This is a genomic window from Actinacidiphila rubida (assembly GCF_900110255.1).
Classification (GTDB): domain Bacteria; phylum Actinomycetota; class Actinomycetes; order Streptomycetales; family Streptomycetaceae; genus Actinacidiphila; species Actinacidiphila rubida.
In genome coordinates, this window is record NZ_FODD01000041.1 from 1 (window position 1) to 25,346 (window position 25,346).

21 protein-coding genes, 1 tRNA gene and 1 pseudogene are annotated in these 25,346 nt (G+C 72.7%); 13 read left to right on the plus strand and 10 right to left on the minus strand.

What is annotated here, in order from left to right:
• Positions 1-10 precede the first annotated feature (10 nt).
• Positions 11-1,003, plus strand: coding sequence for an NADP-dependent oxidoreductase (locus tag BMW99_RS31345; protein WP_079138460.1), 993 nt, complete (start codon positions 11-13; stop codon positions 1,001-1,003).
• 37 nt (positions 1,004-1,040) lie between these two features.
• Entirely contained in the window at positions 1,041-1,517 is a 477-nt protein-coding gene (locus BMW99_RS31350) for a GNAT family N-acetyltransferase (protein ID WP_069463875.1), read from the plus strand.
• A gap of 572 nt (positions 1,518-2,089) precedes the next feature.
• Here the strand turns inward: BMW99_RS31350 and BMW99_RS31360 are convergent.
• Positions 2,090-2,623, minus strand: a pseudogene (locus tag BMW99_RS31360) (HAD-IA family hydrolase); the annotation flags it as partial.
• A gap of 98 nt (positions 2,624-2,721) precedes the next feature.
• Here BMW99_RS31360 and BMW99_RS31365 point away from each other — a divergent pair.
• Positions 2,722-2,793 (plus strand) — tRNA-Gly (locus tag BMW99_RS31365).
• A gap of 124 nt (positions 2,794-2,917) precedes the next feature.
• Here BMW99_RS31365 and BMW99_RS31370 read toward each other — a convergent pair.
• The 5 genes from BMW99_RS31370 to BMW99_RS31390 are packed head-to-tail and all read right to left on the minus strand — an operon-like array spanning position 2,918 to position 8,532.
• Positions 2,918-3,976, minus strand: coding sequence for an ABC transporter ATP-binding protein (locus BMW99_RS31370; protein ID WP_069463874.1), 1,059 nt, complete (start codon positions 3,974-3,976; stop codon positions 2,918-2,920).
• A complete protein-coding gene (locus BMW99_RS31375; RefSeq protein WP_079138458.1) occupies positions 3,973-5,031 on the minus strand; it encodes an ABC transporter ATP-binding protein in 1,059 nt (352 codons plus the stop codon). The genes BMW99_RS31370 and BMW99_RS31375 overlap by 4 nt, the downstream gene beginning before the upstream one ends.
• Positions 5,028-5,954 (minus strand): ABC transporter permease, encoded by a 927-nt coding sequence (locus tag BMW99_RS31380; RefSeq protein ID WP_079176252.1) that lies wholly within the window; start codon positions 5,952-5,954, stop codon positions 5,028-5,030. The genes BMW99_RS31375 and BMW99_RS31380 overlap by 4 nt, the downstream gene beginning before the upstream one ends.
• Entirely contained in the window at positions 5,947-6,876 is a 930-nt protein-coding gene (locus tag BMW99_RS31385) for an ABC transporter permease (protein WP_069466072.1), read from the minus strand. The genes BMW99_RS31380 and BMW99_RS31385 overlap by 8 nt, the downstream gene beginning before the upstream one ends.
• Positions 6,877-6,918: 42 nt before the next feature.
• Entirely contained in the window at positions 6,919-8,532 is a 1,614-nt protein-coding gene (locus BMW99_RS31390) for a peptide ABC transporter substrate-binding protein (RefSeq protein ID WP_079176253.1), read from the minus strand.
• Between the two features lie 263 nt (positions 8,533-8,795).
• Here BMW99_RS31390 and BMW99_RS31395 point away from each other — a divergent pair, with 263 nt between their 5' ends.
• The 3 genes from BMW99_RS31395 (at position 8,796) to BMW99_RS31405 (ending at position 12,771) form a co-directional block, all read left to right on the plus strand.
• The gene (locus BMW99_RS31395; RefSeq protein WP_069466899.1) at positions 8,796-10,442 is read left to right on the plus strand and encodes a PucR family transcriptional regulator; all 1,647 of its coding nucleotides are present in this window, start codon (positions 8,796-8,798) and stop codon (positions 10,440-10,442) included.
• Between the two features lie 156 nt (positions 10,443-10,598).
• Positions 10,599-11,243, plus strand: a complete 645-nt coding sequence (locus BMW99_RS31400) for an FMN-binding negative transcriptional regulator (protein WP_069466900.1) — start codon at positions 10,599-10,601, stop codon at positions 11,241-11,243.
• Positions 11,236-12,771 (plus strand): amidohydrolase, encoded by a 1,536-nt coding sequence (locus BMW99_RS31405; protein WP_107451753.1) that lies wholly within the window; start codon positions 11,236-11,238, stop codon positions 12,769-12,771. Before BMW99_RS31400 ends, BMW99_RS31405 begins: the two co-directional genes overlap by 8 nt.
• A gap of 185 nt (positions 12,772-12,956) precedes the next feature.
• Here BMW99_RS31405 and BMW99_RS31410 read toward each other — a convergent pair whose 3' ends face one another.
• Positions 12,957-14,639 (minus strand): M14 family metallopeptidase, encoded by a 1,683-nt coding sequence (locus BMW99_RS31410; protein WP_069466901.1) that lies wholly within the window; start codon positions 14,637-14,639, stop codon positions 12,957-12,959.
• Between the two features lie 251 nt (positions 14,640-14,890).
• Here BMW99_RS31410 and BMW99_RS31415 point away from each other — a divergent pair, with 251 nt between their 5' ends.
• From BMW99_RS31415 to BMW99_RS31430, 4 genes are all read left to right on the plus strand, one after another.
• Positions 14,891-15,610, plus strand: coding sequence for a VIT1/CCC1 transporter family protein (locus BMW99_RS31415; protein WP_069466902.1), 720 nt, complete (start codon positions 14,891-14,893; stop codon positions 15,608-15,610).
• Positions 15,611-15,613: 3 nt separating this feature from the next.
• Entirely contained in the window at positions 15,614-17,569 is a 1,956-nt protein-coding gene (locus BMW99_RS31420; protein ID WP_075018023.1) for an FAD-binding protein, read from the plus strand.
• 161 nt (positions 17,570-17,730) lie between these two features.
• Positions 17,731-18,543: a COG4280 domain-containing protein gene (locus BMW99_RS31425; RefSeq protein WP_069467350.1), complete on the plus strand. Its 813-nt coding sequence runs from the start codon at positions 17,731-17,733 to the stop codon at positions 18,541-18,543.
• Positions 18,540-18,746 (plus strand): hypothetical protein, encoded by a 207-nt coding sequence (locus BMW99_RS31430; RefSeq protein WP_075018024.1) that lies wholly within the window; start codon positions 18,540-18,542, stop codon positions 18,744-18,746. The genes BMW99_RS31425 and BMW99_RS31430 overlap by 4 nt, the downstream gene beginning before the upstream one ends.
• 164 nt (positions 18,747-18,910) lie before the next feature.
• Here the strand turns inward: BMW99_RS31430 and BMW99_RS31435 are convergent, their stop codons facing one another.
• The gene (locus tag BMW99_RS31435) at positions 18,911-20,101 is read right to left on the minus strand and encodes an FG-GAP-like repeat-containing protein (RefSeq protein WP_075018025.1); all 1,191 of its coding nucleotides are present in this window, start codon (positions 20,099-20,101) and stop codon (positions 18,911-18,913) included.
• A 153-nt stretch (positions 20,102-20,254) separates the two neighbouring features.
• Complete coding sequence (locus BMW99_RS31440) at positions 20,255-20,866, minus strand: hypothetical protein (RefSeq protein WP_069464033.1); 612 nt, start codon at positions 20,864-20,866, stop codon at positions 20,255-20,257.
• 248 nt (positions 20,867-21,114) lie between these two features.
• On the opposite strand from BMW99_RS31440, the gene BMW99_RS31445 reads away from it, so the two are divergent.
• From BMW99_RS31445 to BMW99_RS31455, 3 genes are all read left to right on the plus strand, one after another.
• Positions 21,115-21,705: a DUF4760 domain-containing protein gene (locus tag BMW99_RS31445; RefSeq protein WP_069464032.1), complete on the plus strand. Its 591-nt coding sequence runs from the start codon at positions 21,115-21,117 to the stop codon at positions 21,703-21,705.
• Between the two features lie 579 nt (positions 21,706-22,284).
• Positions 22,285-23,178, plus strand: coding sequence for an aminoglycoside phosphotransferase family protein (locus BMW99_RS31450; protein WP_069464031.1), 894 nt, complete (start codon positions 22,285-22,287; stop codon positions 23,176-23,178).
• A 233-nt stretch (positions 23,179-23,411) separates the two neighbouring features.
• Entirely contained in the window at positions 23,412-24,266 is an 855-nt protein-coding gene (locus BMW99_RS31455; RefSeq protein ID WP_069464030.1) for an NAD-dependent epimerase/dehydratase family protein, read from the plus strand.
• Positions 24,267-24,343: 77 nt separating this feature from the next.
• Here the strand turns inward: BMW99_RS31455 and BMW99_RS31460 are convergent, their stop codons facing one another.
• Positions 24,344-25,084, minus strand: a complete 741-nt coding sequence (locus BMW99_RS31460; protein ID WP_245791705.1) for a FadR/GntR family transcriptional regulator — start codon at positions 25,082-25,084, stop codon at positions 24,344-24,346.
• Positions 25,085-25,346: the final 262 nt, after the last annotated feature.

The following is a 25,346-nucleotide window of genomic DNA, read 5'->3' on the forward strand; positions in this document are numbered from 1 at the left end:
GAGGTGCCTGATGAAGGCGGTTGTGGTGACGGATCAGGCCGCGGGGACGGCGGGGATGGCTCTGGTGGAGCGTCCGAAGCCGGAGGCGGCGGGGAACGACGTGCTGGTGGAGGTTCATGCGTCGGGTTTCACTCCGGGTGAGTTGTCGTGGCCGTCGAGCTGGACTGATCGTCTCGGGCGTGATCGCACGCCGTCGGTTCCCGGGCACGAGGTGGCCGGTGTGGTCAGCGCGCTCGGTTACGGGACGAGGGGGCTGTCGGTGGGGCAGCGGGTGTTCGGTCTCACGGACTGGACGCGTGACGGCACGCTGGCGCAGTACGTGGCGGTCGAGGCGCGCAACCTCGCGCCGCTGCCCGGCGACGTCGACTTCACCGTGGGTGCGAGCCTGCCGATCTCGGGCCTGACCGCATGGCAGGGACTGTTCGTGCACGGGCGTCTCCAGTCAGGACAGCGCGTCCTGGTCCACGGGGCGGCCGGCGGAGTCGGCTCCGTGGTGACCCAACTCGCCCGCGAGGCCGGCGCCTACGTCATCGGCACCGGACGCGCCGCCGACCGGCAGGCCGCAATCGACTTCGGCGCGCGCGAGTTCGTCGACCTCGACAACGACGTCCTGGAAGACGCTGGCGAAGTCGACCTGGTCTTCGACGTGATCGGCGGCGACATCGCGAAGCGGTCCGCACGGCTGGTGCGAGCCGGAGGCACGCTGGTGACCATCGCCGGCCCACCCGAAGCCCGACCGGCCGACGGACTGGCGATCGACTTCGTCGTGGAGGCCGACCGCACCCAACTGGGCGAGATCGTCCAGCGGGTGAGGGACGGACGCCTGCGGACCGTCATCGGCCGGGTCGCGGACCTCGACGACGCCGTTACGGCGCTCAACCCCACCGAGCGAGCCAAGGGAAAGACGATCATCCGCGTGCGCACCGGTTTCCTCGGCCAGGACACGACCGACCTCATCGACCCCAGGCACCCAGGAGTGGCCAAAGGGCCGCACCGGTCCTAGAGCAGCCCTCTGGGCTCCCCGACAGAAAGTGTGACCCGTGGCAACCAGCATCGAGGCCGAAGCGGCCATCCGTGAAGAACACAACGCGGCGCTCATTGCGGCACTGGACGAGACGCATCCCGGTGAGGTGGACTCCAGTTGGGAGCTTGATGTCGTCAACGACCCCGAGCGCGGCCGCTGGTTCGCGGCCGTCGGTACCGAGGCGATCGCAGAGCTCTCGTACCGCTTCGTCGGCGGCCGCGTCGTCCTGCTGACGACATGGGTCGACCCCGCCTACCGCCACCACCGGGTCGCGCCAGAGCTCATCGCACGTGTGCTGGACGAGATTCGCCCGACCGGAAAGAAGATCACCGTGATCTGCCCGGTCGTGGGCGAGTTCATCGCCCGCAACCCGCGATACCTCGACCTCATCGACAAGGCCCACCCGGGCTCCGGCGCCTACCCCCACCACCGACCCGCAGGCGAGGTGGACGACCAGCAACAGATCACCGCGTTCGAGAACGACGCGACATAGCCGTCGGCATCACCAGCCATCCGTGGAGCACGGAATGCCGGCCGGCCGAACCGAATCAGGCTGATCCCGTTCGGCGGACCGGCCCCCGTGGGCTGCCGGACCGAGTGCCACGGCGCCGGTGTACGCGGCGCTGCCCGGCCACGGCGACCCGGGCCCCTTGTCGTTCCTCGCCCAGGAGACCAAGGGCGGTCCCGTTATTGATCTTCGGCTGGTGGGGCGGCGGCTCATGCGCCGGAGGCTCGGGGCACGTCGGCCTGGGCGGCGCTCAGCATTCCTGGGTGACGTGGCCGTGGACCTCGCGCAAGATGGTGGATGAGACTCCTCCGGGCGAATCCGCCCGGGGCGATGAGTCGGGGCGGTGCCGCCGGTACGTATCGGTGAGCACCGGACCGAAGGGAAACCCTGGCGGAGCGTCATCGTCACGGGGGACAGATTCCGCCTCGGCCCCGCGCTGGAGGAGGGCGTGCTGCTGCTCGGGCGCGTCGCCTGGCAGCTGTTCGCGCGGATACGGCCCGGCCGCCAGGATCCCTGCGCCGCGCGACCGGTGCCGGGGAACCGCAACGACTGGACGGTTACCGAAGGTGTGGCTGACGCGCGTGAGCTGCGATGCGGGTGATGGTCCTGGCATTGTCCTCGAAGAGGTGCGCCTGCATGCCTGCCGCCCGGGCTGCCTCGACGTTGGCTGCGACGTCGTCGATGAACAGGCAGTTCTCCGGCCGCACCGCCAATCTGGCGCACGTGGTGTCGAACGCACGCGGGTCGGGCTTCTCCACGCCGATCTCGTGCGAGTAGACGATCTGCTCGACCAGCTCGTCGAAGTGGTACAGCGACGCCTCCCGCTCCCGCGCGCCGACGAAGCTGTTGCTCAGGATGCCCAGCCTGCAGCTTCCGCGCAGCCCTCGCACATAGCCGATCAACTCCTCGTTCGGCGTCCCCAGATACTCCGCCCACAGATCAGCCATGAACGACTCCACCTCGGGTGCGGCGAGGCACAAGCGGGCCGCCACCTGTTCGTGTACCTCGCTCTCGCTGACACTCCCGACTCTCCCCGCCCACCACACGTCACGCATCCGCTCATGGACGGTGCCCAGTGGCAGCTCCAACCGTCGTCAGCCCAACGGAGCAACGTGACGGGCGGATGACAGAAGCGGTGTGTAGCGTCGTCAGTGGCTGGTTGACCTGCGCACTGGGCAGGCGGCCACCCGCGCCAGTGGTGCAAGCAGCACGCCCGCCTTCCTGGCGGGAGGTCTTGGTTCGAGTCCGGGCTGGCGCTCCACGAGAAGGCCCCCCACCGCATCGGTGGGGGGCTACGGCCGTCAACAAGGCCTGGGACCCGCAGACGCGCGATCAAGCCGGCTACTGGTCCGGCCGTCGAACGGCAACTCGTCCCCGGCACGTCCCTACTCCCGCTGCCGGCCTGAGGCTCCGCCCGAGTCAACGGGTCCGCCCCCGACGCCGGACGCAGGTCCGAGGGGGAAGTGGCAGGCGGCGGCGTGGGCGCCGGCCGTGGCGGGGGAGCGCAGCGGGGGTTCGTCGGTGGCGCACCTTGCGACGGCCTGGGGGCAGCGGGTGCGGAAGCGACAGCCCGAGGGCGGGTCCAGAGGACTGGGGACGTCGCCCTGCAGGCGCACCCGGGCGGACCTGCGGTCCGGGTCGGGGAGCGGGACGGGGACGGCGGACAGCAGCGCGTCGGTGTAGGGGTGCCGGGGCCCGTCGTAGACCTCCTCGACGGTGCCCTGCTCGACGATCCGGCCGAGGTACATCACCGCGACCCGGTCGGCGATGTGCTCCACCACCGACAGGTCGTGCGCGATGAAGACGTACGCGATGCCCAACTCGCGCTGCAGCGAGGTGAACAGGTTGACGATCTGGGCCTGGACCGACACGTCGAGCGCGGACACCGGCTCGTCGCACACCAGGATCTCCGGACGCAGCGCGAGTGCCCGGGCGATCGCGATGCGCTGCCGCTGGCCGCCGGAGAACTGGTGCGGGTAGCGGCGGGCGTGGTCGGGGTTGAGGCCGACGAGTTCCAGGAGCTCGCCGACCAGGCGCCGGTGGTCGGCGCGCGGCGCGACGTCGCGGTGGATCAGGAACGGCTCGCGGACCAGGGCCTCGACGGTCATACGCGGGTCGAGCGAGGCGTAGGGGTCCTGGAAGACCAGCTTGATGTGGCGGCGGGCCGCCCGCAGCCGGCTGCCGCGTAGTTGGTCCAGGCGCTCGCCGAACAACCGGATCTCCCCGGACGTCGGCCGGTCGACGGCGGTCAGAAGCCGGGCCAGGCTCGACTTGCCGCAGCCGGACTCGCCGACCAGGCCGAGGGTCTCGCCGCGGCGCAGTTCCAGGTCGATGCCGTCGACGGTCCTGAGCCGGCCGGCGCCGCGCCGCAGCACGCCGCCACCGCCGACCGGGACGTGCTTGACGAGGTCGCGGACTTCGAGGATCAACGGTGCGGCGGTCATGCGCCCACCACCTCCTTCCAGTTGTGGCAGGCGCTGGTGCGCCGCGGGGCGACCGCCTGCGGGGACGGTGCCGTTGCGCAGGCGTCGGACGCGAGCGGGCAGCGCGGCCGGAAGGTGCAGCCGTCCGTCGACTCCGCGGGGTCCGGCGGGGAGCCCTGCAGCACGGTGAGCGCCCGGCCGCGCGAGCCCCGGCGGGGGATCGAGTCGAGCAGCGCGCGGGTGTAGGGGTGGGCGGGCCGGCGGTAGAGGTCCTCGGCCGGGGCCTGTTCGGCCACCCGGCCCGCGTACATCACCGCGACGCTGTCCGCGGCGTTGGCGACGATGCCCATGTCGTGGCTGATCAGCACGAGGCTGACGGCGTGTTCGGCCTGCAGGTCGGCGAGCAGTTCCATGATCTGCGCCTGCACGGTGACGTCGAGCGCGGTCGTCGGCTCGTCGGCGATGACCACCTCGGGGTTGAGGGCCAGCGCCATGGCGATCATGACCCGCTGCCGCATCCCGCCGGAGAACTGGTGCGGGTAGTGGCCGGCGCGGCGGGCGGCCTCCGGGATGTGCACGCGGTCGAGCATCCCGACCGCCGCCCGCTGCGCCTGGCGGCGGTTCATGTCGCCGTGCGCCCGGAACACCTCGGCGATCTGGTGGCCGACGGGCAGCACCGGGTTCAACGCGGACAGCGCGTCCTGGAAGACCATCGAGAGGTGCCGGCCGCGGATCTGCGCCAGGGCCCGCTGGTCCAGGCCCAGCAGGTCGATGCCGTGCAGCCGGACCGTGCCGCCGGTGACGCGTGCGCCGCGCGGCAGGATGCCCATCACCGCCCGGGCGGTGAGGCTCTTGCCGCAGCCGGACTCGCCGACCACGGCGAGGGTGCGGCCGGGCGCGGTGCGGTAGCTGACACCGTCGACGACGACGCCGCCGGCGCCCGGCCGGCCCGACGCGTCGGCGAACACCACCCGCAGATCGGTGACCTCCAGCGGGGGAGCGTCGGGGTCGTAGCCGGCGAAGCGGGACAGCGGGTGGCGCCGGCCGGTGGGCGCGTTGCCGGTGGTGGTGGTCATCGCAGCCTCGGATCGAAGGCGTCGCGGAGGCAGTCGCCCAGCAGCACGAAGCTGAGCACGGCCAGGGACAGGAAGAGCGCGGGGAACAGCAGCAGCCCCGGGTGGACGGTGAAGTACTGCTGGGCGGAGTTCAGTTGGACACCCCATGAGATGGCGGGGGCGGACAGGCCGACCCCGATGAAGGTCAGCGACGCCTCCGCGGTGATCACCCCGCCGACGGTGATGCTGGTCAGCACCGCGACCGGCATGATCGCGTTCGGGATCACGTGCCGGAGCAGGATGCGCAGCGGCCCGGCGCCCAACTCGCGGGCCGCGGTCACGTAGTCCAGGCCGCGGGTGGCCAGCACCGAGGACCGCATGATCCGGGTGAGCACCGGCCACGAGAACAGCGCCAGCACCAGCGACACGCTCAGGATGCTGTGCACGCTGAAGGTCTCCAGCACCACGATCATCCCGACGAGCATCGGGAAGCCGAAGAAGACGTCCATCAGGCGGCTGATCACCATGTCGGTGACGCCGCCGAAGTAGCCGGCGAGCGAGCCGAGGACGACGGCGACCACCAGCGTGAGCGCGGTGGTGAGCAGGCCGATGCCGAGCGAGTCGCGGGCACCGTGCACCACGTTGCTGTAGAGGTCGCAGCCCTGGACGTCGAAGCCGAACGGGTGGCCCGACGTGGGCCCCTGCCCGCTGTGCTCCAGGGAGCACCGGTGCGGGTCGCCGTGCCCGAACCAGCCGGCGAAGGCCGACGGCACGGCGGCCATGGCGCACAGCAGCACGACCACGGCCAGCGGCAGGAAGAAGCGCGGGCGGCGCGCCAGGCGGTGGAGGGTGCCGCGTTCGACGCGCCGGGACGGCCCGGCCGCGCCGGGTACGGCGGCCACGGCCGGCGCGGCGGGCGTGGCCGGCTGCAGGGCACTAGTCAAGGCGGATCCTCGGGTCGAGTACGCCGTAGAGCAGGTCCACGACCAGGTTGACAAGGAGGAACACCAGCACCAGCAGGGTGCTGATGCCGACGACGGTCGGGCCGTCGTGCTGCTGGACGCTCTGGAAGACCTGGAAGCCCAGGCCCGGCAGGTTGAAGATGCCCTCGATGAGGATCGTGCCGGACAGCAGGTAGCCCAGGTTCGTCCCCAGCATGGAGACCACGGGAACCAGCGAGGTGCGCAGCACGTGCCGGACCAGGACCCGGGAGCGGCTGAGCCCCTTGGCCGTCGCGGTGTCGACGAAGTCCGCCCCCAGGTTCTCCAGGACGCTGGCCCGGGTGAGGCGGGCGATCTCCGGCACCCCCAGCAGCGCCAGGCACAGCGCGGGGACCAGATAGCTCAGCGGCCAGCCGTCGTCGGTGCCCGAGACCGGGAACCAGTGCAGTTTGACGCCCAGCACGATCTGCGCGACGTAGGCGGTGATGAAGTACGGCACGCCCAGCACCAGGCTGGATCCGCCCAGCACCGCGAGGTCCGGGAGCCGGCCCGCGCGCAGCGCGGCGAGGTAGCCGAGACCGACGCCCGCGACCGCCTCGATGATCCAGGTCATCACCGCGAGCTTGACCGTGACCGGCCAGCTCGCGGCGATGATCGCGGACACCGGGGTGTTGGCGAGGTCGATCCCGAAGTCGCCGTGCAGCAGCCCGGTGAGGTAGTGCCAGTACTGCACCAGGAACGGGTCGCCGAGGTGGTAGTGCTCCTTGATCGCCGCGGCCGTCGCCGGCGTCACCACGTGGTCGGGGCCGGCCAGCGCCTGCACGGGGTCGCCCGGCAGCGCGTAGACGGCCGCGTAGATGACGAAGGTCGTGCCCAGCAGCACCGGGATCATGAGCAGGATCCGGCGCAGGACGTAACTAGCCATGCCCGCCCCCTCGGTGTGCGCCGGCGCCGGCGCGCGGCGCGGTCATCGGACCGTGACCGAGGACAGGTCGACGTCCCCGAGATAGCCGAGCTGGAGGCCGGAGAGCTTCTTGGCGTGCACCGCACCGCTGACCGGGTAGTAGAGCGGCGCGAGCGGCAGGTCCGCCATCGCCGTACGGGTGGCCTGCTGGGCCAGCTTCAAGCCCGCGCCGGATGTCGTCGCGGCCGCGGCCCGGTTCATCAGGGAGTCGAAGGCGCCGCTCTTGTACCCGCCGACATTGGTGCCCGACGTGCTGCCGAACAACTGGTCCGCCTGCGAGTAGAGGTTGGGGTACGAGGCACCCATGTAGAGCAGGAACGGTCCCGTGGTCTTGTGCGCCAGCAGGTTCGGGTAGATCTGGTCGGTCGGCTGGACCTTCATGGAGAGGGAGCTGATGCCGAGGTTGCTGCGCAGCTGGTTGACGATCGCCTCGAGCACCGTCTGCATGTCGGGGTCCTGCTTGGTCCACAGGGTGAGCGAGCCCTTCCAGCCCCCCGCGGCCGCCAGCAACTGGCGTGCCCTGGCCGGGTCGTAGGAGCAGTCCGCGCAGTCCGTCCCGCCGCCGCCCGCGATGACGTTCGGCGCGATGCCGGCCGCGGTCTGCGCGTGACCCTGCAGGAGCGAGGCGACGATCGCCTTGCGGTCGACGGCCAGCGAGAAGGCCTCGCGCACCCGCACGTCGGCGAACCGCCGGTCCCACAGCGGGAATCCCAGGTAGACCACCGCGGCCGTCGGCGAGGTGACCAGCTGCGAGGAGTACATCCGGCTCGCGGTCGACAGGTCGTTGCCACTGGCGGTCGCGATGTCGACGGCACCGGACCGGAAGCTGGTGAACGCGGTGGCGTCGGTCTGGTAGGTCTTGACGGTGATCTGGGCGGCCTTGCCCTTCGCGCCCGGGTAGCCGTCGAAGCGTTTGAGGGTGATCTGCTGACCGCCGGGCGCCAGACCGGGCGACGCCACCTGGTAGGGGCCGTTGCCGATCGGCAGCCGGTCGTAGGCGGCGAGATCCTTGAACGCGGCCTTCGGCATGGGCGCGAAGGCCGTGCCCGCCAGCACATAGGGGAACATCGACAGCGGCTTGACCAGGGTGACCTTGAGCGTGCTCGCGCCGACGACCTGCACCCCGGAGAGCTTGTCGGTGGTGGGCTTGCCGCTGGTGGGGTTGAGCGCCGCGTACCCGTCGATGTTCGCGAACAGGTACCCGTTCGTCATGGCGTTGGGCGCGTAGGCCGCCGCGTTCCACGAGTCGGCGAACGACTGGGCGGTGACGGGCTCACCGTTCTGGAACTTCCAGCCGCTCTTGAGCGTGATGGTCCAGTGCTTCTGGTCGGTGGACCGCAGCGACTGCGCGACGGCGTCGACGACCTTGCCGCCGCGGTCGACCTGGGTCAGCGGCGTCCATATCGCGTCGGCGACGCCGCTGAAGCCGGCCTTGCCCGGGGTGAGATGGGCGATGTACCAGCTCGGTACGCCGATCGAGTACGAGCCGCCCGCGGCACTCGTGCCACCGGACTGCGCACCACCCCCACCGCAGGCACTCACGGCGGCCAGTGCGCCGGCGGCTCCCAGGGCCACCACTGTCCTGCGGCTGACACGTCCTGGTCGTGGCGGAGTCATCTGGGGTACCTCCAGGGGCGGTCGGAATGTCGAGTGAGCCGAGACTGGCCCAGTACGGATGCGGCAGCTTCATCGGTCCGGGCAAAAACGCCCCCGCCGCTTTGTGTCGGCGCACATGCGGGTCTCGCCGCGCCACCGCCTGCCTGCTCCGCCCGGGCAGGCCGAAGTGCCCGGCGCGCCCTGTCCGCGCCCCGGAGGCGACTACCGTACGTCACCACGTCGTTGACCGGTAGGGGGTTCCGGGGGGTGCCTATGATGTGCCGATGCCGAGCACCTCCCGCCCCGCCCCGCAGGTCACCGACGCGTCGGCGCCCGACGATTCCGGTGGTACGACGCTGCGCCGCCTCCGCGAGCACCTGGGTCCGCTGGTGCTCCAGATCGAGTGCGCACCCCAGAGTGAGGACGTCCTCATCGGCCGGCAGGTGATCCACGACCCGTGCGAGCCGGTGCCCGCGCAGGCCGACGGCGTCCTGCTGGCGGTGGGCGGTTCGCCGGGCGGCGCGGACTTCCTGGCGGCGATCGGGCAGGCCGGCGCCGCCCGTTACAGCGCCGTGGTCGTCAAGGCCCGCGGCGGCGACCTGGCCGCGGCGTCCGCGGCGGCCAGGTCGGCCGGCGTGGCCCTGCTGGTGATCCCCGACGACATGCCGTGGCGCCATCTCGACGCGCTGGTCACCGCCGCCACGAGCGCGTCGGGGCCGGCCCAGGACACGTACACCTCGATCGGCATGGGTGACCTGTTCCCGCTGGCCAACGCCATCGCGTACCAGGTGGGCGGGGCGATCACCATCGAGGACCCGCTCGGCCACGTGCTGGCCTACTCCAACCTGCCGCACCAGGAGATCGACGAGATCCGGCGCCAGGGCATCCTCGGGCGGCAGACGCCGGACCGCCCGACGAACCTCGACGAGTACCAGCGGGTCATCCGCGCCGACGGCCCCGTGGTGTTCGACATTCCCGACACCAAGCACGTCAACCGGCTCGCCGTGGCGGTCCGCGCCGGGCCGCAACTGCTCGGCCTGCTCTGGGCGCTGGACGGCAACCCGCCGCTCGGCGAGGGCGCGGAGGCGGCCCTGGAGGAGGCCGCGAAGGTGACCGCCCTGCACCTGCTGCGGGCCCGCAGCCACCGGGACCCGGACCGGTGGAGCCGCGGCGAGGCCCTGGCCTCGCTGCTGGAGGGAGCCGTGTCGGGCCGCACGGCCGCCGCGCAGCTGGGGATCGCGGGGGACACCGCGACGACCGTGGTGGCGTTCGCGCAGGCCGCGCCCGAGGAGATGCCCGGACTCGGCGGCGCCCGCATCGTCGACCTGGTCGGCCTGTACTGCGAGGCGTGGCACCCGCAGGCGCTGTGCACCACCACCGGCGGCCTGGTGTACGCCCTGCTGCCGACCAGGACCGACCCGGGAGCCGAACGCCGTGTGGTGAAGTTCGCCGAGAACGTGGTCACCACCGTGCAGCGCAGCGCGGGACTGGCCCTCCAGGCCGGCATCGGCGTCCCCGCCGCCCAGCTCGACGAGGTGCCCAACGGCCGGCGCACCGCCGACCGGGTGCTGCGGGCGCTGGCCGGCGACCCGCAGGCGCCGACGGTCGCCACCGTCTCCGACGTCCGCAGCCGGGTGACGCTGATGGAGCTCACCGAGCGGGGCGCCGCGGCCGTCGACCTGCCACCCGGTCCGGTGCAGCGGATCATCGAACACGACGTGGAGCACTCCACGACCTATGCGCAGTCGCTGCTGGCGTACCTGGACGCCTTCGGCGAGGCGATCCCCGCGGCGGCCCGGCTGGCCGTGCACGAGAACACCCTGCGCTACCGGATCCGCCGCATCCAGGAGCTCTTCGACCTCGACCTGGACGACCCCGACACCCGGCTGGTGGCCTGGCTGCAACTGCGGCTGCACCAGATCGCCGGATAGCGCCGGCCGCCGGCGCCCGTCCCGCGGGGGCGCCGGCCGGCCGCTGTGCGTTCCGACAACGCCGCCCGGCCCAATTGCGTGGGCTCCACGAACACCGGCGCCCCTCCCCGCGCTTACCGTCGCCCGGACAACACAGCCGAGCCGATGGGGGAACCCATGCTGGACCAACCGATCTACGCCCTGACCGACCCGGTGCGACTACGCGAGCTGGTCGCCGCCCACGGTTGGGCGACCCTGGTGAGCGCCACCGGGGGCGGCCCGGTGGTCTCCCATCTGCCCGTGATCCCCGATCCCTATCCCGACCCTGACGCGGACGGGGACGGGGACGCGTTGACGATCCTGGGGCATCTGGCGCGGGCCGACGCCGAACTCCACGAACTGGGACGGCACGACGTGGTGGTGATCGTCGAAGGTCCTGACGGTTACGTCTCCCCGAGCACCTACCGCGCCGGACCCTATGTCCCGACCTGGAACTTCGTCGTCGCCCACCTGCACGGCCGGCCGGCCGTCCTGGACGCGGAACAGACCTACCGCGTCCTGGAGCGCACGGTGGAGCACTTCGAGGCCGGTCGGCCCGAGCCGTGGCGGCTGGCGACCGTCGAGGACTACGCCCGCGACATCGCGCCCTACACCACCGGCTTCCGGCTGCGGCCCAGCCGGGTGGCGGGCAAGCACAAGCTGAGCCAGGACAAGCCGCACGACGTCGCGCTGCGCGCCGCCGCCGCGCTGGACGTCGACGGCCCGCACGGCAACAGGGCCCTGGCCGCCGCCATGCGACGGGTGCTGGTGACCGGTGACTAGCCCGCAGACCGCCACCGCGGACCAGGCGGCGCAGGCCGCGCCGGTGCAGCTGCGCAACGTCCGGCTCGGCTCCGGCGGACCGCTCGCGCACCTGCTGATCGCCGGCGGCCGGATCGCCGCCATCACCTCCGAGGCCCCCGCGCGCACGGCCGGCGAGGTCGTGGACGCCGGCGGCCGCACCGTGCTCCCCGGCCTGTGGGACGCGCACGTGCACATGGTCCAGTGGGCCAGCGCCCGGCGCCGCGTCGACCTGTCCGGCGCCGGCTCCGCCGCGGCGGCGGCCCGGCTCATGGCGGAGGCGGCGGGGAGCGGGGAGCGCCCGTACGACGAGCCGCTGATCGGCTTCGGCTTCCGTGACGGGCTGTGGCCCGACCGGCCCGAACCCGCCCTGCTCGCCTGGTCGGACGCCTCCGGCCGGGCGGTGGCCCTGGTCAGCAACGACCTGCACACCGCGTGGCTCAACCGGGCGGCTCTGGAGGCGCTCGGCCGCCACGGCCACCCGACCGGCGTGCTGCGCGAGGCCGAGTGCCTGGACGCGGTGGCGCGGCTCAGCGCGGCCGCCCCCGAGGTCGTCGACCGCTGGGTCGCCGACGCGGTCGGGGCCGCGGCCGCGCGCGGCGTGGTCGGCTTCCTCGACTTCGAGTACGCCGACAACGTCGCGGACTGGACGCGCCGGGCCCGGCAGGCTCCGCTGCGGGCGCGGGTGGCCTGCGCGATCTACCCGGCGTATCTGGACGAGGCGATCGCACGGCGGCTGCGGACCGGCGACGCGCTGCCGGACACCGGCGGGATGGTGCGGGTGGGGCCGCTGAAGCTCTTCGTCGACGGCTCGCTCAACACCAGGACCGCGCTGTGCAACGAGCCGTATCCCGGGACGCCGGCGGCCGGCCAGGAGTACGGCATCCTCCAGACCGAACCGGCCGAGCTGGAACGGCTGATGGCGCACGCGGCGCGGCACGGCATCCACAGCGCCGTGCACGCGATCGGGGACCGCGCCAACACGATCGCGCTGGACGCCTTCGAGAAGGTCGGCTGTGCCGGGCGGATCGAGCACGTCCAGCTGATCGACCGGGCCGACCTGCCCCGCTTCGCCAGAGCGGGCCTGGTGCTCGGCGTGCAGCCCGCGCACGCCGCCGACGACCGGGACGTCGCCGACCACCACTGGGCCGGCCGCACCGACCGGTCCTTCGCCTACGCGGATCTGGCGCGGGCCGGCGCGCAGTTGCAGATCGGCTCGGACGCACCGGTGTCCCCGCTCGACCCGTGGCGGGGCATCGCCGCAGCGGTGTACCGCACCGGGGCGGACCGGCGGCCCGAGTGGCACCCGGAGCAGGCGATCGGGCTGCCTTCCGCGCTCGCCGCCGCCGCGGCGGGCCGACGCGCCCTGCGTGTGGGGGACCGTGCGGATCTCGTGGTCACGGAGGACGATCCGGCGGCACGGGCCGCGCACGACCTGCCCGGCATGCCGGTGTTCTGCACCATGCTCGCCGGCCGCTTCACCCACCGCGCGGACGGCGCCGCCTCATGAAGCCCTCGAGCGCTGAGGCCCCGCGGCCCTGAAGCCCGTCACGTCCCCCACCCAGCGGCCGGCCGGCTCACCGGCCGGCCGCCGCCTCGTGCGTGCGGGGCGCGGGGGAAGTCCCAGGCGGCCGCCGGACACGGGTCAGGGGCCACCGGACGGGAGTCCGGTGGCCCCTCGGCGGGGAGGCGGGGTCAGCCGAGAGAGATCTCGGCGCGGGTGGTGCCGGCCCGGGGATGCCGGGCGGTGACCGAGGCGACGGTCCCGGAGGGGGCGCGGACCGTCCACTCCACGGCGGTCAGGTCCGGCGTGCCCGGGTCGTGGCCCCACCACGTGGTGGACGACAGGGTCCCGCTCCTGCCCTCCAACTGGCCGAGACGCTCGACGCGTTCACCGGTGACCAGCTCGGCGCCGTCCGGCAGTGCGATCTCCGCGGCCAGTTCCCCGGCCACCTGGCGGTTCAGCGCGGTGCGCGTGACGTACGTGGGCAGCCAGCCGGTGTTGCCGACGACCAGCCGGATCCGGTGGACGCCGGGCGCGACCTCGGCGGCGGACAGCCGCCGCACTTCCAGGCGCGGCGAGGCCAGCGCCTGGAAGACCACCCAGTCGGTGTGCGGGGCCACCTCGGCCTCGATCCGGTCCATCGGCGGGTTGTACCAGTAGTTGATCATGTCCCAGCCGCCGAGCTCCACGGTCCCCAACTGCGGGTGCTCGAACGGGTACCAGTCGACGAAGCCCTTGCCGTCGAGCTCGGTGTCGCTCCACTTGATCATCCGCAGGTCGTCCGCGACCGGGTGGTCGATCAGCCAGCGCGAGGCGTGGTACGACTCGATGCCGGCCGCCCGCTGCGGGCTCCAGAACTCGGTGATCCAGGCGAAGATGCCCAACTGGTGGTAGTACCAGCCGAGTTGTCCGCCCCGGAAGTCCGCCGCCGGGTCGTGCTTGAGGTCCTGGAAGGACATCACGTCGTAACCGGTGAGCTCCGCCGCCTTGGCACCGAAGACCTCGTACACGTGCTGGTCCGGCCCGGGCAGCCGCACGTCGGCGTTCATCGGCGGGAACAGGTGGAGGCCGCCGAAGGTGTGGCAGGTGACGTACCCGGTGATGTTGGGCCGGTCGGTGACGGCCCGCAGCACCGCCTGCGTCTCCGGCTCCGAGCCGGGGAACGGGCCCGCGTTGCGCGGCAGCGACGGTGCCGCCTCCCAGTCCGTCGGCAGGTTCTGGCCCAGGTCGAGGCCCTCGACCGGCTCCGCGACCTCGACCACGTCACCGCGGTAGCCGGTGATGTCGCCCTCCTGGAAAAGCCGGAAGTAGTCGCCGCCGACCTCGTCGGGTTCGCGCGGGACCAGCAGCCGGGGCTCGTCCGGGTGCGTCTTCCACGGCCCGTCGGCGTCGCGCATCCGCATGAACAGCGCCCGCCCGTCGCCGTCCACGTCCCGCAACTGCAGGCCAGGCTCAGCGTCCGGGCTCGGGTGCGGGCGCACGCTGGAGCGGATGAAGCGGCCCTCGGCCATCGCGTGCTCGTGCCCGTCGGGGTTGAGCCGCGGCACGACGTAGAGCGTGCGGGTGTCCAGCAGCCGGGTCACCCGCTCGTCGCTCCCGTGGCCGGACAGCAGGTGGTGCACGAGGTGCAGGGCCGCGAAGCACGACGACCACTCGGTGCCGTGGATCCCGGCCTCGACGAAGTAGGCCGGCTTCTCGGCGGCGGGCCCGGTCGCGGTGTTGGTGAGGGTGAGCAGCCAGACGTCCCGCCCTTCCCACGAGCGCCCCACGCTCTCCAGCGCCGCGAGGTCCGGACGGCTGTCCGTCCAGTCGCGCAGCAGCGCGGTCAACTCGTCGTGGACGTAGAACCGGTCGAACGTCAACGGGCGGATCATGCGGTGTGTCCTCGCAATCGCACGGCGGCAACCTGGCAGGCGCGGCCAGTCTGCGCGGGGTGCGCACACCGTGCTTTGGGCGTGCGGCCAATCTTTCCCCGCTGAGTTCTCGCCCGCCGCCAATCACACGACGCCGGCCCGGCGGCCACAGTGCTCCCTGACCGAGAACGCGGATGACCGAGGTCATTCCTACCTGATTGCCTGCCGGGCCGTTGCGGCGCCTTCGCCCCGGCCGAGATTGGACCCGCGCGATGACAGCCACAGCGGACCTCGGCACTCCCGAGATCCACCACCAGCACCGCGACGTGACCGGCGGCTGGCTGCGTCCGGCCACCTTCGGCGTGGTGGACGGCCTGGTGTCGAACTTCGCCCTGGTCGCCGGCGTGGTCGGCGGCGGCGCCGGCGCGCACGCCGTCGTCCTCACCGGACTGGCCGGCCTCACCGCCGGCGCCTGCTCGATGGCCACCGGCGAGTTCGTCTCGGTGTCGTCGCAGAACGAACTGGCGCAGGCCGAGATCGCGCGCGAGCGGCGCGAACTGGCGACCAACCCCCAGGAGGAGCTGCGCGAGCTGACCCTGGCCTACGAGGCCAAGGGCGTGCGGCCGGAGCTGGCCGCGGAGATCGCGCGCGAGCTGACCGCGGACCCCGAGGTCGCCTGGCGGGTGCACGTCCGGGAGGAACTGGGCGTCGACCCGGACGACCTGCCCTCGGGATGGACGGCGGCGGCCTCCTCCTTCGCGGCGTTCGCACTGGGCGCCCTCGTGCCGCTGCTGCCCTTCTTCTTCGGCGCCTCCACCCTCGCGGCCGCGCTGATCGCCAGCTCCGCGGCCCTGATCGTCACCGGCGGGCTGACGGCCAGACTGACCGCGCGCTCCGAGTGGTTCGGCGCGAGCCGGCAGCTGGTGCTGGGCGGCCTGTCGGCCGCGGTGACCTTCGGGGTGGGACTGCTGGTCGGTACGGGGGTGTCGTAACCGATGGCGACGACGGACACCGCCGGCGGCGGGGGCGCCCAGGACGCACCGCAGGCGAAGCGCGCGCCGGAAGCGGCGCGCCCGCCTGCTGCGGCACCGCCCGCGGACGCCACCGCCGGGGACCGGCGTCCGCTGCACACGGTCGCGCTGGTCAAGCAGGTGCCGCTGGGCGACCATCCCGGCACGCTGGACGCCCAGGGACGGCTGCGCAGGGACGGCTTCGCCACCGAGCTGAACCCCTGGTGCCGCCGCGCGGTGACCCGGGCCGTCGAACTCGGCGCGGCGGCCGGCGGCCGCACCACGGTGATCACGATGGGACCGCCGGCCGCCGCCGATGTCCTGCGCGAGGCGCTGGCCTGCGGGGCGGACGAGGGCCTGCTGGTGTCGGACCCCGAACTCGCCGGCGCCGACTGCCTGGTGACCGCCAAGGCGCTGGCCGCCGCCGTCCGGGCGCTGGGCCCGGTGGATCTGGTGCTCGTGGGACGCAGCACCGTGGACGGCGGTACCGGCACGGTCGGGCCCATGGTCGCCGAGCTGCTCGGCCTGCCCTTCGCCGGGCCGGCCCTGACCATCGACACGGCCGGCGCCGACACGCTGCGCGTGGTGCTCCAGCTCGACGCCGTCACCGAGACCGCCGAACTCGCCCTTCCCGCCGTCCTCGCCGTCGCCGAGCGGTCCTGCCGTCCGGCGAAGGCGGCTCCCGGCACGTGGCCCGACCCGGCGCCGATCCGCACGCTCACGGCGGACCGGCTCAGCGGCAGCCGGCCGGGCACCGCCAGCCCGACCCGGGTGGACCGCGTCCGCTATGCCGCCCCCACCCGCCGCCCGGTGCTGCTGTCCGGCACCCCCGCCGAGCAGGCCGCCCGGGCCGTCGAGCTGGTCACCGCACGTGCGGCCGCGCACGACGGGCCCGGCCCGCGCACGGCGGTCCCGGCGCCGAACGCCGCCACGCCGTGGACCGGTCACTCCCGCGCGGCCCTTCCCGGCCCCGCCGTCCTGGCGGTGACCGGCAGCCCCGACGACGGCGGTCGCGCGCTGCTCGGCGAGGCTGCCGGGCTCGCCGCCGCCATCGGCGGCCACGTCGTGGCCGCCACCCCGCCCGCCGACCCCGTCGCGCTCGCCGCCTGGGGGGCAGACGCCGCCCTGCGGTTCACCGGCACCGAGCCCCGCCCGGTGGCGGCCGCCCTCGCCGCCCTCGTCCGCGGCAGCGCCGCCCTTCCCTGGGCGGTGCTCGGCGGAGCGACGCCCTGGGACCGGGAGGTCCTGGCCAGGCTGGCCGTGCACCTGGACACCGGGCTGCTCTCGGATCTGACCGGCGTCGGGACCCGCCCCGGCCGCGAGGGCCGGGTCCTGCTGGCGGGCGGCAAGCCGGCGTCCAACGGCAGCCATGCCGACGTCAGCAGCACCGGACAGCCGCAGCTCGCCACCCTGCGCACCGGCGCCTTCGCGCCGCGCGTCCCGCGCGCCCTCCTCGCGCCGATCCCCGTCGCGGCCCTCGACGTGCCGCACGACCCGCACGTGTGGCGCTGGGGCCGCGAGGCCGAGGACGACTTCGACGCGCTCGAGCGGGCCGGCACGGTGATCGGTCTCGGGGCCGGTGTCGACGCGGGCCGGTACGCGGAGATCGAGCCGCTGCGCGCCGTGCTCGGTGCGGAGCTGGCCGCGACCCGCAAGGTCACCGACGCCGGAGCGCTCGCCCACTGCCGCCAACTGGGCGTCACCGGGCGGGCCGTGGCGCCCCGGCTGTATCTGGCGATCGGGATCTCCGGAAGTCCCCACCACCTGGCCGGAGTCGACCGCGCCGGCACCGTCGTGGCGGTCAACAGCGACCCGGACGCACCCGTGTTCGCCCACTGCGACGTCGGACTGGTCGCGGACTGGCAGGACGTGGTCCCCGCGCTGACCGCCGCGTTCCACCGGACGCCGCGGCCCGCGCCCGCGGTGGCCGCCGCACCCTGACCCGGCCGCGTGGTCCGCCCGCCGGCACCGGCCCGGCCGGTGTCACCCTTCCCGTACTGCCTCCCGCCGTCCCCGGGTCCCTTCCGGGCCTCACCCAAGGAGTTCACCGTGTCGTCTCGCACGTTCACCCCACGTACCGGCCGCCCCGGAGGTGGTTGCCCGTGACCGGCCTCGTCCTCGTCCTCACCGTCTTCCTGGCCTGCGCCGTCGAAGCGGTGGAGGCCCTGACCATCGTGCTGGCGGCGGGCACCAGCCGGAACTGGCGCTCGGCCCTGCAGGGCACCGCCGCGGCCGTGGCGGCCCTCGCCGTGACCGTGGCGGCGCTCGGGCCGGCCATCGGGCTGATCCCGTTCCAGGCCTTGCGCCTGGTGATCGGCGCCCTGCTGCTGGTCTTCGGGCTGCAGTGGCTGCGCAAGGCGATCCTGCGGGCGTCGGGTTACAAGGCGCTGCACGACGAGGCCGACGCCTACGCCAAGGAGGTCGCGTCGGCGAGCGCCGCGGCCGGCGGCGGGCGCGGCGTCGTCAGCGACTGGTACGCCTTCACCCTGTCCTTCAAGGGCGTCTTCCTCGAAGGGCTCGAAGTCGCCTTCATCGTCGTGACGTTCGGCAACAACCAGGGCAGCGTGCCGCTCGCGGTCCTCGGCGCGGTCGTCGCGGTCGTGGCGGTCATCGGTGTGGGCCTCGCGGTCCGCGCGCCGCTGGCCAGGGTGCCGGAGAACAGCATGAAGTTCGCCGTCGGCATCATGCTCACCGCCTTCGGCACGTTCTGGTCCGCCGAGGGAGCCGGTGTCGAATGGCCCGGCGCCGACGCGGCCCTGCTGGTCCTGATCCCGGCGATCGCGGTGCTGGGGCTCGGCACCGCCGTGCTGATGCGCCGCACCAAGACCGCCGGCGCCGGTGCCCCCGCGGTCGCCGACCCGGCGTCCGCGGCGCCGACGGCACCGTCCCCGACGGCGAAGGGAAGCCTGTCGTGAAGTGGATCCGCTCGTTCGCACTGTTCTGGTACGACTTCGTCGTCGGCGACGACTGGCGGGTCGCGGCCGGGGTGGCGGTGGCGCTGGGCGCGACCGCGGGCCTGGTCCACGGCGCCGGCGTGAACGCCTGGTGGCTGCTGCCCGTCGCGGTCGTCGCCCTTCTCGGGCTGTCCCTGCGGCGTGCGGTCGCCGCGGCCCGCTGACCACCGCCCCGCCCGTTCCGCCCGGTGCGCCCGGGGCGGCGGGGCACGGCCCCGCCGCCCCGCCCCCGGCGGTGGCAGGACGCCCTGGCTCGGTCAGCGGCCTCCACCGCCTCGCGTTGCCCCCTGCCGGACAGCCGGCAGGATCACGAAGCGCGCGCCCGTGCTCAGAATCCGCCGTTCAGGTCGTACCAGTCCTGGTCGTAGATCTGGCCGGGGGCGAACCATCCCTTGCCGTTGCCCGCGTACAACCGCAACTCGTTGGCGGAGTCGCCGGCATAGGGGTTGTCGAAGCCGTCCTGCGTGGCGGCCATCAGGTCGTTGTGCCCGTCGGCGTTGACGTCACCGACGCTGATGAAGGAGCTCATCACGTTCCAGCCGGCGCCGATGAGCCTGCGGGCCGCGAAGCCGCCCTTGCCGGTGCCGGGGTAGAACCACAGCTTGCCCAGTTCGCGGGCCAGCAGGTCGGGATGGCCGTCGCCGTTGAGGTCGCCGGGGCCGGTGGTGGCGCTGACGGACTTCCAGCCGGTGTCGATCTTCTTCCGGGCGGCGAACGCGCCGTGTCCCGTGCCCGGGTACAGCCACAGGGTGCCCGCGGTGTCGCGGGCCACCAGGTCGCCGCGCCCGTCAGCGGTGACGTCTCCGACGGCGCTGATGGTCGTCATCGTGTTCCAGCCGGCGCCGATCAGGTGGCGTGCGCCGAACTTGCCGTACCCGTTGCCGGGGTAGAACCACAGCTTCCCGGTGGTGTCGCGGGCGAGGAGGTCCTCGCGGCCGTCGCCGTTGAGGTCGCCGTGCCGGGTGAGGGCCGTCATCACGTTCCAGCCGGCGCCGATGAGCGTGCCTGCGCGGGTGCCCGAGACGAACCACAGCCGGCCACTGCGGTCCCGGGACAGAAGATCGGCCCGCCGGTCACCGTTCAGGTCACCGAAGCCGGCCGCCTTCGAGGCCTGGTCGGAATACCACTCCACGTACGGGGTGTCGTCGCAGTCCCGTTCGTTGCGGACCAGCTTGATCGAGCTGATCTTCCTGTCCAGGCTGGAGTCGTACATGGTGACGCCGTTGCCCCGGGGCTCGGCGAAGAAGCTCCCGCTGTAGCTCGCACCGTCGAACCAGCAGGCGACTCCGGAGGTCCGGTTGTAGTAGGACCGGATCCTGTTGTCCCAGGTGCCCAACGTGGCCATGGACACCTTGGTCTTCAGCATCGAACCCGTGGCGTTCAGCCCCGACCACCCGCAGGCGTAGCCCGCCGGACAGTCGCTCCCCGGGCTGCTGGCCTGCGCCGGCGCGGCCAGCGAGCCCACCGCGAGTGCTGCACTGCCTGCCGCGACAGCGAGCCGCCTCACGCTTCGTTTCATCGGTGTTCCCTCCCCATTGGCCGGTTCTTCACCGGCCAGCGGACTATATCCGGGGGCAGGTCCTGGAGCGACGAGGGCCGGTCGTTCGCGGGTGGCCGAGGGGTGCGGCCTCGCCGCCGCGGGCACGCAGCCGGTCCGAAGGGGGAGCCGGGTTCAGACGGGCGGCGTGGGCCGGTCCAGAGCCTCGCGTCCGGCGCGGATGAAGAGCCGCAGCACGTGCTGCACGTCGTTGAAGCGCGCCGTGATCTGCTCGTCCATCTCCAGGACGTCAGCGCTGTCCAGCGGGCCTGCCATGGCCCTCGCCTCGTGCTCCTCGGCGCAGGTGAGCAGGTCCCGGAGGCCGGCTATGCAGTCACCCACCCGCTCGGCCACCTCGTCGGGTCCCTGCAACTCGACCGTGTAGGACGTCTGCAGTGCCTCCCGGTACGTCATTCTGCCGCGCAGCCGGATCTCCTCCCGCTGCACGGACTCCGGAACGCCGGGAAGGCAGCTTCGGTGATAGTCGAGAGCCGCGATCCGGGCCGTCTGGGATTTCAGGGCGAACTCCTCGTAGATCGCCTTCCGGTGCTCTCGACGCCACCGGTGGTGCTCCAGGCGGAGATCGAGTTCCTGAAGCCTTTCCCGCTGACGTGACTGACGTTCCTCCTGTTGCTCCAGAGCCTGTTGATTGGCGCGCTCCGATCGCAGAGCGAGAAAACCCGTCAGACCACTGCCGATCAGGGTTCCGAACATTCCCATGAACGAGAGGAGCAGAGAACCGGCCACACCTATTGTCTGCGCAGCCCTGCCCCCGATTACTCGTCGCCCGCCCCGAGACTTACGTCATCGCTCAGCGCACGACGCCATGAGATCCCGCCACACGGACGCCGACGTCCCAGCACGGGGGTGAAGCGCATCGCGCGCTGCCGCGTGCGGGTGGTGAGTGTCGGTGAACCCCGGCCGGAGGCCCGCCGCCAGGGTCATGATGAGGGAGGGGGACGGCCTGTGCGGTCGTGCCGGGGGGAAGGCCTGACGTGTTCAATCTCGTGGCCATAGCGCTGTCAGTGCTCGCACTGCTCATCACCTTGTACGGGGCCGTCTCGCAGGCCGCCCTGCAACGCCGGAGCAATCAGCTGCCGGCCTACGTGGACCTGCTCTCCGACTTCCGTTCCGTGGACTTCCACGACCGCTATCGGTTCGTGACGCAGCGCCTGCCCCTGGAGTACGAGCCCGAGTTGGGGCTGTCCGAGCTCCCGGACGACGTGCGCAGGCAGGTGTACGACATCGTGTACTACTTCCAGACCTTCGCGACCCTGAGGCTGACGGGCATCCTGGACGACGAGGTGGTGACGCTTCTTCGGATACGGGTGATCCGGGTGTGGGAGGCGACCGCGCCGTTCGTTCTCCGCGAGCGGGAGCTCATGGGCACCGACGGCCAGTACCTGCTCCGCACCCTGGAGGACTGCGCGCACGACGCGCAGCGGATGTCGCACGACGTGCTTGACCAGCTGATGCACCGCAGCCGGACGCAGCGCACCTGGCACCGGCGCAGGTCCATGCTGCGCCGCCTCGTCCGCCGGGGGCGATCGACAGCCGTCCCCCTCCCGCCGGCCACGACGGACTAGTACAGGTCGAGAACCAGCAACTGGGCCTCCGTCAGACGGGCCAGTGCATCGTCGGTGAACCCGGCGCCGGCAGCTTCCTGGGCACCTGCGGCGTCTACGGGATCGACACGGACCGGAACTTCGAGTCCGTCTACGCGGACGCGTCGAACCACGCCTACGCCAACGTCCGCATCCGCAGTACCGAACTGAACGAGTGCCTTGCCGTCCTCAACCAGGTCGGCCCCGGCGGATTCGGCCAGGAGGTCGCTCCGCGCCCCTGCGACACCGCGACCGACCAGGAGTGGGCCAGCACCCGCAGCGCGGACGGCTACCTCAACTACTTCAACTTCCAGTACCGGGTCTGCCTGGACGGCGGATACTCGGACACCTACGGCTACCCGGAGAACGGCTGCAACGCCAACGGCGAGAACTACTACCAGGACTGGTCCTACCTGGGCCCTGCCTGACCGTGCCGCCCTCCGCACACCGCGGCCCCAGCGGCCCTCGCCCCGCCAGGAGCGGTGGGGGTGAAGGAGGAGTGCGAGTGCGCCTGTGCCGAAGTATCGGCCGGCGGGGCCGCACGGGGCTATAACCGGGTGCATGACGCTCGACATCCCCGACGAGGTCCGGAACAAGGTGGTCGCCGAGGGGAACGCGTCGTGGCTCGACGAGTTGCCCTCGGTCGTCGAGTCCCTGGCGCGGGACTGGTCGCTGACCCTCGGCGCCACGCTGCGCGGCGGCCACGCGGCGCTCGCCGTGGAGGCGACACTCACCGGCACGACGGCGGCGGTCCTCAAGGTGGGTGTCCCAGGCGCGCGGCGCGAGCTGGCCCGCGAGGCCGCCGCCCTGCGCCTCGCCGACGGCGACGGGTACGCCGGCCTGCTGCGCGAGGATCTCGACCGCGACGCGCTTCTGCTCGAACGGCTCGGGGCCGCGATGTCCGACGTCGTGCCCGATCCCGCCACCCGGCACGACCTGCTGTGCGACGTCGCGGCCCGGGGGTGGCGCCCGGTCGGCCCCGGCGTCGGCCTGCCCACCGGCGCCGACGTGGCACGCCGGTACGCCGATCTGCTGCCGCGGCTGTGGGAGGAGACGGGACGAGCGTGCTCGCCCGAGACCGTCGAGGACGCGCTCGCGTGCCTGGAGCGCCGCCGCCGAGCGCACGACGACCGCCGCGCCGTCCTCGTGCACGGCGACGTCCACGAGCTCAACGCCCTGCAGGCGGCGGACGGCACGTTCAAGCTCATCGATCCCGACGGCCTGCGCGCCGAGCCGGCGTACGACGTCGGCACCCTCGTGCGCTGCAACCCCGGGTACGGCGACGACCTGCGGGCCAGAACGCGGCGACTGGCCGCGCGCACCGGTCTGGAGACGACCGCGATCTGGGAGTGGGGCACGATCCACCGCGTCATCAGCGGCCTGTACAGCCGGAGCATCGGCTTCCAGCCCTTCGGTGACCTGCTCCTCGCCGAGGCGGACCGGCTCACCGCATGAACAGCGCGCTTCGGCGCAAGGGATCTTCGCCGATGACCGCGGGCCTCTGGAACTCCGCCCGGGCGCTCAAGAGCTGATCGCCGGCCGGCCCGCGGCCGTGCGTCGACCGGGGTAACAAAACGATCAGACATTGACCTGCGCCGGGTGAGCGTCAACGATGGCGAGGAGCTCGCGGGTCCGCCGTCCGGCGACGCGTTGCCGAGCGACCACACGAGGATCCGAGGAGCACGGGCATGAGCAAGGTGGCCGTCACGGGCGCGACCGGGAAGACCGGGCGCGTCGTCGTCGCCGACCTGAGGGCGCACGGGCACGAGGTGCTCGCGGTGGACGCGGCCGTCGGGGCCGCCGACCGCGCCTGGGCCGCGGGGCTCGGCGCGGAGCTGCTGTGCGCCGACCTGACCGACCACGGCCAGGCCGTGGACGCGCTGCGCGAGGCCGGCACCGTGGTGCACCTGGCCAACATCCCGGCGCCCGGACTGTTTCCGCCCGCCCACACGCTCAACACCAACACGGTCATGAACCACAACGTGTTCCTCGCGGCGGTCCACAACCGGCTCAGCCGCGTCGTGTGGGCGTCCAGCGAGACGACCCTGGGCCTGCCGTTCGACGTGCCGCCGCGCTACGCCCCGGTGGACGAGGACCACTTCCCCTACCCGACGAGCACCTACGCCCTGTCGAAGGTGCTGGCCGAGACCGCCGCCGAGCAGATCGCGGGCTGGTCCGGCATTCCCTTCGTCGGCCTGCGGCTGTCCAACGTCCACGTCGAGGCGGACTACGCGCTCGTGCCCGGGTACCAGGACGACCCGCACCTGCGGAAGTGGAACCTGTGGGGCTACGTGGACGCCCGCGACGTGGCGCAGGCCTGCCGCCTCGCCCTGACCGCGCCCGTCACCGGCTCGCAGAACTTCGTGATCGCCGCTGCCGACACCATCATGGCCCGCCCCTCGGCGGACCTGCTCGCCGAGGTCTTCCCGACCGTCGAGCTCACCCGCGAGCTGGCAGACCCCTACGACACCCTCCTCGCCATCGACCGGGCCCGCAGCGTCCTCGGCTACGCACCCCGGCACTCCTGGCGCGACACCCTCTGAGCCGGGTGGGGGGCTCGTGCCCCTGCCCCTCCGGGTGAGGACGCCGTCCGCGCGCGGGATCGCGGGGACGGACCGGTTCAGCCGAAGACGCGGCGCTGGATCTCGCGACGGTAGTCCTCCAGCGTCTGGTCGAGATGGACCGTGGCGGCTTGGGCGGCGGCTTCCGGGTCGCCCTCCCTGATGGCGCGGTAGATCGCCTCGTGCTCCACCACGGCCTCCTCGGCGTGGCCGCCCACGGTGCCGTGCAGCCCGATGGTGCTGGACTGGTGCTGGAGACGGCGGACTTCACGCACCGCGTCGACCAGGAACGGGTTCTGCGAGGCCTGCGCCACGCTCAGGTGGAAGTCGTCGTCGCCGCGATCGAACAGCTCACGCTGTCCCGTCGTGTGCCCCTCGCGGCACATCTGGGCGGCATCCTCGATCGCCCGCAGATCCGCCGGCGTCGCCCGGGTCGCCGCCAGCCGGCTGGCGGCGACCTCCTGCACCCGGCGGAACTCGAAGAGCCGGTAGACGTGGTCGAGGTCGGTGGGCAGGAAGAAACTCCCCCAGCGCGAGGACCCCAGCATGCCCTCGTCGTTGGCCACGAAGAGGCCGCGCCCCTTCTGCGCCCGGACGCGCCCGAGAGCCGAGAGGATCTTGACCGCTTCCCGTACGACCGTGCGGCTGGTGCCCAGGCGCGACGCCAACTGGTTCTCCGTCGGCATCCGATCGCCCGGCTGCAGTCTCAACTCGGCGATGAGTTTCAGGATCTCCTCGGCCACGAGTTCGTAGCCGGGCCGGTACGCCGGTGCCTCCTCGGCCGCGTCCTGCGCCGGCACTGGACGGTCCGTTGCCGCCGGTACGGGCTTGCCGTCCAACGACCGCCTCCTTCGTCTTCCGCCGCGAGCCACGCGACGCGCGGCCACTCCCGCGTCTCGCCGCAGCATACACCGGTCGCACCTTGTTCCCAGGATGTGTACGACACATTCTCGCTCTTCGCTGCCGCTTAGCGGGAGAAACTGGTCATTTCTCCCGGGTTATGAGTCGTCTGCGTTAAAAGATCTTGAAAATAACCATGCTCATCCTGTTGACGGGGTGGGC